Annotated in this window: 9 protein-coding genes; 3 read left to right on the forward strand and 6 right to left on the reverse strand. The window is 41.2% G+C overall.

Annotated features, from left to right (window positions below; translation table 11 throughout):
- Positions 1 to 42 precede the first annotated feature (42 nt).
- Both ilvA and EHW67_RS17020 read left to right on the forward strand, forming a co-directional pair.
- Complete coding sequence (gene ilvA / locus EHW67_RS17015) at positions 43 to 1,296, forward strand: threonine ammonia-lyase IlvA (protein ID WP_126163589.1); 1,254 nt, start codon at positions 43 to 45, stop codon at positions 1,294 to 1,296.
- Between the two features lie 157 nt (positions 1,297 to 1,453).
- Positions 1,454 to 3,040, forward strand: coding sequence for an NADP-dependent glyceraldehyde-3-phosphate dehydrogenase (locus EHW67_RS17020; RefSeq protein WP_126163590.1), 1,587 nt, complete (start codon positions 1,454 to 1,456; stop codon positions 3,038 to 3,040).
- 119 nt (positions 3,041 to 3,159) lie between these two features.
- On the opposite strand, the gene EHW67_RS17025 is transcribed toward EHW67_RS17020, so the two are convergent.
- Both EHW67_RS17025 and EHW67_RS17030 read right to left on the reverse strand, forming a co-directional pair.
- Entirely contained in the window at positions 3,160 to 4,923 is a 1,764-nt protein-coding gene (locus EHW67_RS17025; protein WP_126163591.1) for a PAS domain-containing hybrid sensor histidine kinase/response regulator, read from the reverse strand.
- Entirely contained in the window at positions 4,920 to 6,047 is a 1,128-nt protein-coding gene (locus tag EHW67_RS17030) for an FIST signal transduction protein (protein ID WP_126163592.1), read from the reverse strand. The genes EHW67_RS17025 and EHW67_RS17030 overlap by 4 nt, the downstream gene beginning before the upstream one ends.
- Before the next feature lie 435 nt (positions 6,048 to 6,482).
- Here EHW67_RS17030 and EHW67_RS17035 point away from each other — a divergent pair, with 435 nt between their 5' ends.
- On the forward strand, positions 6,483 to 7,682 hold the full coding sequence (locus EHW67_RS17035; RefSeq protein ID WP_126163593.1) for an MFS transporter: 1,200 nt from the start codon (positions 6,483 to 6,485) through the stop codon (positions 7,680 to 7,682).
- A gap of 113 nt (positions 7,683 to 7,795) precedes the next feature.
- Here EHW67_RS17035 and leuB read toward each other — a convergent pair whose 3' ends face one another.
- From leuB to leuC, 4 genes are all read right to left on the reverse strand, one after another.
- Positions 7,796 to 8,851: a 3-isopropylmalate dehydrogenase gene (leuB, locus tag EHW67_RS17040; RefSeq protein WP_126163594.1), complete on the reverse strand. Its 1,056-nt coding sequence runs from the start codon at positions 8,849 to 8,851 to the stop codon at positions 7,796 to 7,798.
- A 61-nt stretch (positions 8,852 to 8,912) separates the two neighbouring features.
- Positions 8,913 to 10,430, reverse strand: coding sequence for an alpha-isopropylmalate synthase regulatory domain-containing protein (locus tag EHW67_RS17045; RefSeq protein WP_126163595.1), 1,518 nt, complete (start codon positions 10,428 to 10,430; stop codon positions 8,913 to 8,915).
- A gap of 117 nt (positions 10,431 to 10,547) precedes the next feature.
- On the reverse strand, positions 10,548 to 11,144 hold the full coding sequence (leuD, locus tag EHW67_RS17050) for a 3-isopropylmalate dehydratase small subunit (protein ID WP_126163596.1): 597 nt from the start codon (positions 11,142 to 11,144) through the stop codon (positions 10,548 to 10,550).
- Positions 11,145 to 11,214: 70 nt separating this feature from the next.
- Positions 11,215 to 12,621 (reverse strand): 3-isopropylmalate dehydratase large subunit, encoded by a 1,407-nt coding sequence (gene leuC, locus EHW67_RS17055; protein ID WP_126163597.1) that lies wholly within the window; start codon positions 12,619 to 12,621, stop codon positions 11,215 to 11,217.
- Positions 12,622 to 12,818: the final 197 nt, after the last annotated feature.

The raw sequence follows: 12,818 nt of genomic DNA on the forward strand, positions 1-12,818 counted from the left end.
CCCGGATTCAAAACCTGGGCAGGTTTTTCTTTATATATAGATATGAAAGCATATTTTCCTAAAATAGAAGACATCAGAAAGGCCGCCGAAACCATTAGAAAGGTAGCCGAAGTTACGCCCTTGACCCAGAGTATTAGGTATTCCAAGGAGTACAACGCCAATATTCTTATGAAAAGGGAAGACCTGCATAGGGTAAGGAGTTATAAGATAAGGGGGGCCTTTAATAAGATCAGTTCGCTTACCAAAGAACAGTTGGTCAATGGGGTGGTTTGTGCCAGTGCCGGAAACCATGCCCAAGGGGTTGCATTTGCCTGTCACCATCTGGGAATTCGCGGAACTATCTATATGCCATCGGTAACACCAAAACAAAAGGTAGAACAGACCCAGTTATTTGGTGGGGAATGGGTAGACGTAGTGCTGATAGGGGACACCTTTGATGATGCCTCGGATGCTGCCAAGAAATTCTGTTTGGAAGAGGGTAAAACGTATATACATCCATTTGATGATCCAAAGATTATTGAAGGTCAGGCAACCGTAGGGCTTGAAATTTTGGAACAGGTTAAAAAGACCATAGACTACGTATTTGTGGCAGTTGGGGGAGGTGGATTGGCTTCTGGCCTCTGTGCTGTATTCAAGACCCTATCTCCCAATACAAAAATAATTGGAGTGGAACCGGCCGGTGCCCCGTCCATGAAAACTTCAATAGAAAATGGAATAAATACCGAATTGGGGCAAATTGACAAATTTATTGATGGTGCCGCAGTAAAACGTGTGGGGGATTATACCTTTAGCATTTGTAGGGAGTGTTTACACGATATAGTAACGGTACCCGAAGGGAAGGTGTGTCAGACCATATTGGACCTCTATAACAGGGATGCCATAGTAGTAGAACCAGCAGGAGCACTTACTATTAGTGTTCTGGACTATTATAAGGAAGAGATCAAGGGTAAGAATGTTGTTTGTGTTGTTAGTGGGAGTAATAATGATATTACCCGTACCGCTGAGATTAAGGAAAGAGCATTGCTCTATGGTAAACTAAAACATTATTTTATAATACGTTTTCCACAGCGCCCAGGAGCCCTAAAACAGTTTGTGGCGGAAATTCTTGGACCCACAGACGATATTACACATTTTGAATACTCCAAAAAATCGAGCAAGGAAAACGCCCCCGCCGTTGTGGGTATAGAACTAAAAAGCCCAGATGATTTGGCGCCCTTGATAAAACGAATGAAAGACAATAATTTTTATGGGGATTATATTAACGATAAGCCCGATTTATTTCAGTATTTAATATGATATCTCCTTTGTGTTTATTGTGATATACCTATTTGCGTAAGCCTTTTTGTAGTGATATTTCGAATATTTCCCCAAAATTATGGAGAATTACAATTGCCGTTTTATTAATTTAGTGCCTAAGCTGTGCAAGTCGCATTATTAATTATAAAACACAACTATGGTAAAAACAAATATCCCGGCAGAATACGAAATAAAAGAAGTCATCCACCAAAAACAGTACCTGATCAACGGGGAGTTGAAGACTTGGGACGGAAAAACTTCTGAGGTATATTCCACTATTTCCAGCACTGATGAATATGCGCCTACCTTATTGGGAAGTATTCCGGATATGGAAGAAAAGGAGGCTTTGGAAGCCTTGGGTGCGGCGCTAAAGGCTTTTGATAAAGGAAAAGGAGCTTGGCCAACCATGAGGGTGAACGAACGAATTGAATGCATGGAGCTTTTTGTAAAGAAAATGCAGTCCAAAAGGGAGGAGATCGTAAAACTTTTGATGTGGGAAATAGGCAAATCACTACCAGATTCACAAAAAGAATTTGATCGTACCGTAGAATATATCAATGACACCATTGAGGATTATAAACAATTGGACCGCGATGCGGCCAAATTTGAAAAGAACGATGGGGTGTATGCCCACATAAGAAGGGGGCCATTGGGTGTAGTACTTTGTTTGGGGCCCTACAATTACCCCTTGAACGAGACTTTTGCCCTGCTCATTCCTGCAATAATCATGGGAAATACTACCATTTTTAAGCCTGCCAAACACGGGGTGTTGCTTATTACCCCGCTACTGGAAGCTTTTCAGTCTAGCTTCCCCAAAGGTGTAGTCAATATAGTTTTTGGTCGAGGTAGGGCAGTGGCGGCTCCCATAATGAAAACAGGCAAAGTAGATGTTTTGGCATTGATAGGCAACAGTAAGTCGGCCAATGCACTGCAGAATCAGCATCCTAAGAGCAATAGATTGCGTTTGGTATTAGGTTTGGAAGCGAAAAATCCGGCTATTATACTCCCCGATGCAGATCTGGACCTTACAGTAGATGAATGTATAGCGGGAACCCTATCCTTTAACGGACAACGCTGTACTGCCTTAAAAGTGATATACGTTCATGAGGATATTGCCGAAGAATTCAACAAACGCTTTGCCAAACGGGTAGATGCCTTAAAATTTGGTAATCCATGGGAAGAAGGGGTTAAGTTAACGCCCTTGCCCGAACCCGGAAAACCGGCTTATATACAGGAATTGATTGATGATGCCAGGGAAAAGGGAGCCAGGATATTGAATAAAAAAGGAGGGCAACATTCAGAAAATTATATATGGCCTGCCATACTGTATCCGGTAAATAAAGATATGAGGGTTTATAAGGAAGAGCAGTTTGGTCCTGTTGTTCCTATTCTTACTTTTAAGGATATTGAAGAACCATTGGATGACATGGCGGAATCCAATTACGGGCAACAGGTAAGTTTGTTCGGTAAGGATGTGTATGCCATAGCTCCATTAATAGATACCTTGGTGAACTTGGTCTGTAGGGTGAACCTCAACAGTTCTTGCCAGCGCGGTCCTGATGTATATCCATTTACAGGAAGAAAAGATTCTGCACAGGCTACCCTAAGTGTACATGATGCCTTGCGTTCTTTTTCGGTACGTACATTTGTGGCCTTTAAAGATAATAGCCTTAATACAGAAACCGTAGAGCAATTGCTGGAATCCAAATTGTCGAATTTTATTAGTACCGACTATATTTTGTAGTACATTAAAGGTGAATATATTTATTAGCCTGCCCACTAACACTGGGCGGGCTTTTTTAATTGTGATGATCACATTTCGTATCTGTGGAACAACTGGGAATATAAATAATATAAAAAGGTCTAATGGATATATTTTTGATGTAGAATACCAATTAACTTTTTAAACAGATCCGTAGGATTAAAGGGCTTGCATATAAGTCCATCTATTCCATATTCCCACAATTGATTCTTGATATCCATACCTGTAGAAGCAGAGAGCGCATAAATAGGGATTACTTTATGCAGTGGATTGTTGGATTCCCTTATGGCCTTACTGGCTTCGAAACCGTTCATAACCGGCATTTGAAGATCCATTAGAATCATGTCATAGGTGTTTTCCAAAGTCTTGTTAAGTGCCAGCAATCCGTTTTCTGCAATATCATAGTCTACCTGCCATTTGGAAAGAAACTTTTCTATGACCATAATATTAACCTTGTTGTCTTCGGCAACCAGGATTTTTACGCCTTTTAGGTTGTCCTGTTGATGGATGGCACTAACGTCAAAAATATTAAGTTCTTCCTTATAATCTGCCTTGGTGCTTTTGGTTAATTTTATTTTGAAACTAAAGGTGGATCCTTTTCCTACTTCACTTTCTAAATGTAATTCACTGTCCATTAGTTCCAATAGTTGTTTGCATATGGCAAGTCCTAATCCCGTTCCTCCATATTTTCGTGTGGTATCGGAATTGGCCTGGGCAAACGAAAGGAATATTTTATCCTTTTTGTCTTCAGGAATGCCAATACCCGTATCGGTAATAATAAATTCCAGTACACAGTAGTTTTTGGACTCCTCTATTGCTTCAATGTCAACACTTACCTTACCTTCCTCGGTAAACTTAATGGCGTTGCTTACCAAATTGGTTAGGATTTGAGACAATCTGGTGCTGTCCCCAATAAAAGTCTTTGGTAGGGTAGTATCTTTTTTAATGATTAACCTCAAGTCTTTTTCTTTTGCCGTATTGTGGAATATGCTTTGTAGGCCATTTAGTACCTGGCCAAGGTTAAAGTCCCTTTCTTCCAATTCCAATTGCCCGGAGGCAATTTTGTTAAAATCCAAAATGTCATTTACCAAACATAAAAGATGCTCGGAGGAGTGTTTTAGGGTATTTAGGTTTTCCAATTGCTCTGGCTTGGGGTTTTCCAACAATAACAAATGGCTAATTCCGATAACTGCATTTAAAGGGGTCCTGATTTCATGGGACATGGTGGACAGGAACTCATCCTTAGCTTTATTGGCGTGGGATTCTTTTTCTTTGGCTTCAATTAGTGCTAACTCTGTTTCCTTTATCTTAGTTATGTCAACAATTGTCCCTATATATCCTTCATTCTGACCCTTTTCAGACTTAATCACTTTTAGCGAAAAGTCCAGCCATTTGTGTTTACCGTCCAATTGCTGGGATTTAAAGATCTTGCTTAAGGTCTTAAAGTTTGGGGAGCTGAGGTTAATTAAATTGGTATAGGGCTTACCTTGGTCATCCCTAAGGAATGTGTGGTACGGTTTACCCAAACAATCCTTTACCTTAAAACCTGTAAGGGTATACCATGCAGGGTTAAGGTAGGACCAGTTGCCATCAAGGTCCATTTCAAATATAACATCCTTAATATTTCCGGCAACTTTGGATAGTTGACCGGAAATGGACTCTATATTGTTTTTTAATTGCTGGTTGGTTTGAAACAACTCTTGGGAACTTTTTTCAAGAATGCCTTCTACTTGTTGTAAGTCACTGTCAAAAGTGGTGTAGGCTTCGTTGACTTGAAGCAAAAATGGCGCAATTAGACGAAGTGTCCCAGCATCCAGATCGGCTTTTTTGAGTTGCCTTTTTAGAAGTCGGTGATAAGTGTTCATTCGGAAAAAGTGGTTATGGTCATCGTTTGATTATGCAAGGTGCAGGGAGAGAATTTATCAAATGGGGCTATCTCTCCATAGGAGTAAAATCCGGTGGTGTTGATTTCATCTCCCAGTACTTGGTTTACGGCCTCCACTTCCTCTTCAACTAACTGCTTCATCACTAAACGTCTTCCCACACAGCTGATTAGAAATGCCAGTTGACCTTGCTTTTCGTTATTGTTTACAGCGGTAATGGCCGATTGTTCCGCACCTCCAATTATCCTATCAATATTCGCCTTCATTAATCTAACATAAGAGCCTTGGGGGATGTTACCGGCAAAAGTTAGACTTCCCATTTCTTCGTCAATGGCCAATATGGTCCTTACAACCGGAATTTGGTTGTCCTCGTCTCTCATACTTAACGGGAACAATAGCCCCGAGCTGGGAAGATCCTTGGCTTTATTGCCTAAAAAGGATTTATAGAGAGCTAGGGCGGGTTGTCCGTCCAATTCATAGAGAATATTATTTTGTGATTTGGTAACCAGGCGTTCTACTCCAAAACTGTCCCAGCCTCCTTTGGAACCAAATCCAATTTGCAACTCCGGACCATATAGGCCTAAAGCCACTATCTTTTTGGAGGCCAGGCGGTCTCCGGCAATCACAAAAGTGTCCTTAAAGTCCGAACAGTCGGCTGCCAGTCCACCGGTGATACTTACCTGCTTGTCCAGATCGGCATGCAGGCCTTTTACCAGGTCGGCACCATTTACGAACAATCCGTCACTCAGTACAAAGATATGCCTCAAATCGGCAGCCATTAAGGAGTTGCTAACGGCCTTTCCGGCCTCATAGCTATCATGATTGTAGGTGTTGAGATCTACTTCCCTGAATTTAATCTTGGTATGGCTGAACTGAACTGCCGTTAGGGCAATGGACGAATCCATGACCTGGTTGCCCAGGATTTCACCGGCAGTGGAGCATCCAAATAATATAGCTTCAGGATAGTGTTGGGCCAAGGCCTTGACGAATTCCTGGGTTCCCTGAAATTTTGGAGAGGCAAAAAGAAAAAATACATCCGGCGAAAATTCGAGTGCCAGATCCTTAACATCATTGCTGTTGAGAACTATATGTTGGTAAATCTTCATTTTATTTAGTTGTAAGAAAATACTCTATCTATTGTAGGTTATAATTTTATGTTTGTAATCTATTAAACAACGGTATTTTGTACAAAATCGTATTGACCCTAACAATTTAATTGTTAATTATTTAGATGCTTTGACTGGGTAAGGGGATCATGCTTTGGCCTAAGGCCCTAATATTATTGGTATAACAGGACCAGAGGTATATATGCGTGTACATAACATTGGTAAATAATAAAGATATGTAGGGTGAAAAATACTTTGAATATTTTCAAAATACAGTAAACAATAGAAGTTAGGCGTTATTATTATATAAAGAGTATTACTTTTGCAAACTTTTTTAAGGGATATAAATGAATATAAATAGGATAATTCTCCATATCACATCCTACTTGCATTGCTGTAATATTGTACTGTAATAATTTTCTAAATTAAAATGTTATGAAAGCGGACAAATCGAACAAAAAAGCCCTTATTGCCCTAGGGGTAGGAGGGTTTGGAATTGGGATGACCGAATTCGTTATTATGGGCATCCTGCCGGATGTGGCCAATTCACTTAGGATAAGTATTCCACAGGCGGGCCATTTTATTTCGGCCTATGCTTTGGGGGTTGTGATTGGAGCACCAACGCTGACAGCCTTAAGTGGTAAGTGGCCTGCACATAAAGTGTTACTGTATCTTATGGTGTGGTTTACCTTGTTTAATACACTATCGGCTTTTTCCACAAGTTACACCACCTTGATGATAGCTAGGTTTTTGTCTGGATTACCTCATGGGGCCTTTTTTGGTATTGGCGCTGTTGTGGCCGGAAAGCTGGCAAAAGAAGGGAAAGCGGCTCAAGCTATAGCTACAATGTTTGCCGGACTTACAATAGCAAATGTAATAGGAGTACCTGTTGGGACTTATTTGGGGCATCACTACAATTGGAACCTTTCCTTCTTGTTGGTAGGGGTTGTAGGGGTTTTTGCTATGCTAAGTATATACTTCTGGATCCCTAAACTTGGAAAGTCGTCCTCAGGTGGATTTTTCAAGGATTTAAAAGTATTTAAGCGAATGGAAATTTGGATGTTGATTTTGCTAACCACTATAGGTACCGGTGGGTTCTTTGCTTGGTATAGTTATATAGCTCCATTGTTGACCAAAGTATCTGGGCATTCCGAAAGTATGGTTAGTTATGCTATGATTTTGGCAGGTGTGGGTATGGTTTTTGGTAACTTCATAGGTGCTAAAATGGCTGAAATATTTAAACCCTTAAAAGCAGTCATCATCAGCCTATCATTGATGGTGTTGGTATTGGTGATCAATTCCTTGGTTGCAGCCAATCCCGTGGCCATTCTAATACTTACTTTCATAATTGGAATAGTTTCCTTTATGGTTGGGACACCTATACAGTTGGCTATTATTAAAGCATCAAAGGGATCTGAAAGCTTGGGATCTTCCATGAATCAAAGTGCCTTTAATATGGGGAATGCCTCCGGTGCTTTTTTTGCGGGACTGCCAATTGCTATGGGGTATGGTTTTACTTCTGCCAGTCTAGTGGGGGCTTTTATGGCTAGTATAGGTATAGGAATTGCCCTATTGATAATAGTGGTTTCCAGAAAAAGGACTGTGAATGCCAAAAGAAAGATGGCATTCAATTAATTGCATGGATATATTTATACAAACTAAAAATCCCCAATAATGATTGTCATTATTGGGGATTTTGTTTTTAGAAGTTCAGTTATGGCATTTAGCCAGCTGCTATATGGAATTGGTTAAATGTTCTTGGCCAACCAATCGCCTAATTCACTTGTTTTATAAGATTTACCGCCTTCGGCCAAATCCTCGGTAACAACTCCTTCTGATAAGGACTTGTTTACTACATCTCGGATGGCCTGGGCTTCTTCCTTAAGGTTAAAGTCCTCGAACATCATGGCAGCGGATAGAACGGTTGCCAAAGGATTGGCAATATCCTTCCCGGCAGCTTGTGGATAAGACCCGTGAATAGGCTCGTAAAGTTTGGTCTTGGTGCCTACCGAAGCAGAGGGCATGAGCCCCATGGAACCTGAAATAACAGAGGCTTCATCGGTTAGGATGTCCCCAAACAAGTTTTCCGTTATCATTACGTCATAGGAATTTGGCCATTGTACCAGTCTCATGGCAACTGCGTCAACAAATTCATAGGTGACAGTTACTTCTGGGTAGTCTTTTTCCATGGCTTGTACGGTCTCTCTCCATAATCTAGAGGATTCCAAAACATTGGCCTTGTCTACACAGCAAAGTTTTTTGGAACGGGACATGGCCATTTCAAATCCTTTTTTTGCTAAACGCTGTATTTCAGCACGTGTATACGTACAAGTGTCATAAGCTGTATCCCCATTATCTTCACGGCCTCTTTTTCCAAAATAGATACCGCCAGTTAGCTCCCTTAATATGATTAAATCTGTTCCTTCTATGCGCTCCCTTTTTAAAGGAGACTTGTCTATAAGCGAAGGAAAGGTGAAGGTAGGGCGCACATTGGCAAATAATCCTAATTTTTGACGCATTTTTAACAAACCTTGTTCTGGGCGAACCTTGGCAGAGGGGTCGTTGTCAAACTTAGGGTGTCCTATGGCTCCAAATAAAACGGCATCTGCCGCTTCACAAACAGCGTGTGTCTCATCCGGGTAAGGCTCCCCAACCGCATCAATGGCAGCAGCCCCTGTTAAGGCTGGTGACCAGCTAATTTCATGATTGTATTTCTTTGCAACGGCATTGGATACTTTTACCGCTTGGTCAATTACTTCAGGACCAATTCCATCTCCTGCTAAAAGGGCAATATTTAATTTCATTCAGTTTTGCTTTTTGCCAGATGACCTGCAACTGGCATGGTTATAATTGTTTCTGTTGTTCTTAGATAATGTTCAACATTTTTTCGGTTGCCTTTATGGCCGATACGGTTTGGTCAGAATCCAAGCCTCTGGAAATAAATTCCGTATCCCCACTTTTCCACGTGATAATTGTTTCACAAAGGGCGTCCGAGTTGCTCCCTGGAGGGATCCGTACGGCATAATCTACCAAAATAGGCAACTCCATGTTTTTGGATTCGTAAACTTTTCTCAATGCATTCATAAATGCATCATACTGTCCGTCACCTTGGGCATGCGCTTCAATGCGTTCACCGTTAATTTCCAAGGCTAGGGTAGTGGAAGGCTTTAATCCTTTAGAGTGGGTAAGTACATAAGACTTTACAAAAACCTTTTGTTGAAAAGTGTCACTATCCAGTACATCGGAAATAATATAGGGTAAATCTTCCTTGGTGACTTTCTCCTTTTTGTCTCCCAACTCAATAATACGGGCTGTTACCTTTTTGAGTTCATCATCGTTCAGCGTAAGCCCTAATTCCTGTAGATTTTTTTGGATATTGGCTTTTCCTGAAGTTTTTCCTAGAGCATACTTTCGCTTCCTGCCAAATCGTTCTGGCATTAAGTCGTTAAAGTAAAGGTTCTTTTTGCTGTCTCCATCTGCATGTATACCAGCTGTTTGTGTAAATACATTTTCACCCACAATTGGTTTATTGGCGGGAATGCCAAAACCTGTAAAAGCAGATACCAGCTTACTTACTTTGTAGAGAGAGGATTCGTTGACGGATACCTTTATATTGGGCATAAAATCATTTATGACCGCTATTACACTTGCCATTGGGGCGTTACCTGCCCTCTCGCCCATACCATTAACGGTTAAATGAAGTCCATGACAACCAGCTTTAATGGCTTCCATGACATTGGAAACGCTTAGGTCATAGTCGTTATGGCCATGAAAATCCAAATGCAATTTTGGGTAGGCCTGCGCAATTTCTGAAACAAAGGCAAATGTTTCTGTATGGGTAAGTACTCCCAAAGTGTCTGGTAATAGGACCCTTTTTATGGGTTGAGTAGATAGGAAATCCAAGAATTGAAACACGTAATCCTTAGAATTTCTCATACCATTGCTCCAATCTTCCAAATATACATTAGTAGCAATTCCTTGCTCTGCCGCCAATGCGATAGTATTCTTGATTTCTTCGAAATGCTGCTGGGGTGTTTTCTTTAATTGGTGTGTTAAATGGTTTATGGAACCTTTGGTAAGAAGGTTTTGTACCTTGGCACCAGATTTTTTCATCCAATCCAAGGAAACCCCCTTGTCTACAAAGGTCAGCACCTCTACGCGTTCTAAATACCCTTTGGAAGAGGCCCATTCCGTAATTTGCTGTACGGCAGCCAATTCACCCTCGGACACCCTTGCAGAAGCCACTTCAATCCTATTTACCTTTAATTCGTCCAGCAGTAATTTTGCCAGTGTCAGCTTCTCGGATGCAGAAAAGGATACCCCAGAGGTTTGTTCTCCGTCCCGAAGGGTGGTATCCATGATTTCTATGTCTCTTCTTTCCATTTATGATGAGCTGGTTTCAACAATTATTGTGTCCAATAGGCAATCTTGATTGCACCCTATTCTTATGAAAACGTGGAATATCTCTCCAGAAATTGGGATTAATCTAGGTGTATTTTACTATAATGGGGTGTCCTTGGCAAATTCCCTAATGTTTTCTTGGATATTTAATAGGTAATCAATATCGTCGAAGCCATTGAGCATGTTTTGTTTTTTATAATCGTTGATATCAAAACTTTCAGATTCTCCTGTTGTGCTCAGCGTAATGGTCTGCTCGGGAAGGTTTATTTCCAATTCCGTTTTAGGATCGGCTTCAATTGCTGCAAATATTTTTTCCAGGAAAGGAGCACTTACCTGAACAGGCAATACCCCTATGTTCAAACAGTTATTTTTGAAAATATCGGCAAAAAAGCTGGATACGACACATCTAAATCCGTAGTCGTATACGGCCCATGCAGCATGCTCCCTTGAGGAACCTGACCCAAAGTTTTTACCGCCTACCAATATTTTTCCACTGTAGGTAGGATTGTTTAGTACAAAGTCTTCCTTAGGGCTATCGTCCGAGTTATAACGCCAGTCGCGAAACAAATTGTCACCGAATCCTTTACGCTCGGTAGCCTTGAGAAAACGGGCCGGGATTATCTGATCCGTATCCACATTTTCTATAGGAAGTGGAACGGCCGTGGAGGTAAGTATATTGAATTTATCGTATGCCATGTTGTTGTTACAAATGTGCTTGGCGTAATACGCCAAACGGAGTTTAACTTAATTTACTTAATGTTTGTTTTTAGACCAGTTCTTGCATCAATTCCCTAGGATCGGTCACCTTTCCGGTCACGGCAGCAGCAGCAGCTACCAATGGGCTGGCCAATAGGGTTCTGGAGCCAGGTCCTTGTCTACCTTCAAAATTACGGTTGGAGGTACTAACGGCGTATTTTCCTGCCGGTACCTTATCGTCGTTCATGGCCAAACATGCAGAGCATCCTGGTTCACGAAGTTCAAAACCTGCTTCATGCAAGACGTCCAATATTCCCTCTTCCTTGATGGCCGCTTCTACTTTGTGGGACCCAGGGACCAACCAAGCCGTTACATTGTCTGCTTTTTTTCTACCTTTTATAATGGATGCGAAGGCTCTAAAGTCTTCTATCCGACCATTGGTGCAGCTCCCCAAGAATACAAAATCAATGGGTTTGCCAATCATATTGTCCCCTTCGTTAAAGTCCATATATTGCAAGGACTTTTTATAGGTGCTTACCCCACCTTCGACGGCTTCTGCGGATGGGATGCCATTACAAATTCCGATACCCATTCCCGGGTTGGTTCCGTAAGTGATCATAGGTTCTATGGCCGAAGCGTCAAAAGTTACCTCTTTGTCAAATTCGGCTCCCTCATCTGTTTTAAGGGTTTTCCAGTATTCCATAGCCTTGTCCCAATCGGCACCAACAGGCGTAAATTCACGTCCAGTTATATATTCGAAGGTTTTTTCGTCTGGGGCTATCATCCCTCCACGGGCACCCATTTCAATACTTAAATTACATACGGTCATCCTACCTTCCATGCTCATGTTGGTAAATACATCACCGGCATATTCTACAAAGTACCCTGTGGCACCAGAGGTTGTTAACTGGGAGATGATATATAGGGCAACATCTTTTGGGGTAACCCCTTTGTTCAGTTTCCCGTTTACATTGATCCGCATGGACTTTGCCTTCTGCTGCATGATGCATTGGGTGGCCAATACCATTTCTACCTCAGAGGTACCTATGCCAAAGGCAATGGCTCCAAAGGCTCCATGGGTAGAGGTATGCGAGTCCCCACATACAATAGTGGCCCCTGGTTGGGTTATACCATATTCCGGACCAACAACGTGAACAATACCATTTTTTTCATGTCCCAGCCCCCAATAAGAAATACCATAGGCCTTGGAATTTTCTTCCAATGCCTTTAGCTGATTGGCTGAAAGTGGGTCTTTTACCGGCAAATGCTGGTTAATGGTAGGGGTATTGTGATCTGCAGTAGCAAACGTGCGCTCTGGGTACATTACTGGAATATCCCTATTCTTTATGCCAAGAAATGCAACCGGACTGGTAACTTCATGCACCATATGGCGGTCTATGAACAATACATCCGGCCCATTTTCAATTTTATGAACAACATGGGAATCCCATACTTTATCAAATAACGTTTTCTTCATTTTATAGGGTTATGATTTATGATCTGATTAAAAATATTACAAAAGAAAGGCAAAAACCTACTTTTTTACTAGCATGCAAAATTAAGACTATATTGGAAATCATTGAAATTATAATTGGAATAATTACGATGTTCAACAGAAATATTAGCGATTGTTGGGAATATAACCTGATTTGTTTTTTATTTCGTAATCACTGT

Source organism: Arenibacter aquaticus (genome assembly GCF_003957295.1).
Classification (GTDB): Bacteria; Bacteroidota; Bacteroidia; order Flavobacteriales; family Flavobacteriaceae; genus Arenibacter; species Arenibacter aquaticus.

What these genes read in the sequence shown, in the direction of transcription:
- ilvA (WP_126163589.1), top strand. Translation starts at nt 43, where the DNA reads ATGAAAGCATATTTTCCTAAAATAGAAGACATCAGAAAGGCCGCCGAA.
- EHW67_RS17020 (WP_126163590.1), top strand. Translation starts at nt 1,454, where the DNA reads ATGGTAAAAACAAATATCCCGGCAGAATACGAAATAAAAGAAGTCATC.
- EHW67_RS17025 (WP_126163591.1), bottom strand. Translation starts at nt 4,923, where the DNA reads ATGAACACTTATCACCGACTTCTAAAAAGGCAACTCAAAAAAGCCGAT.
- EHW67_RS17030 (WP_126163592.1), bottom strand. Translation starts at nt 6,047, where the DNA reads ATGAAGATTTACCAACATATAGTTCTCAACAGCAATGATGTTAAGGAT.
- EHW67_RS17035 (WP_126163593.1), top strand. Translation starts at nt 6,483, where the DNA reads ATGAAAGCGGACAAATCGAACAAAAAAGCCCTTATTGCCCTAGGGGTA.
- leuB (WP_126163594.1), bottom strand. Translation starts at nt 8,851, where the DNA reads ATGAAATTAAATATTGCCCTTTTAGCAGGAGATGGAATTGGTCCTGAA.
- EHW67_RS17045 (WP_126163595.1), bottom strand. Translation starts at nt 10,430, where the DNA reads ATGGAAAGAAGAGACATAGAAATCATGGATACCACCCTTCGGGACGGA.
- leuD (WP_126163596.1), bottom strand. Translation starts at nt 11,144, where the DNA reads ATGGCATACGATAAATTCAATATACTTACCTCCACGGCCGTTCCACTT.
- leuC (WP_126163597.1), bottom strand. Translation starts at nt 12,621, where the DNA reads ATGAAGAAAACGTTATTTGATAAAGTATGGGATTCCCATGTTGTTCAT.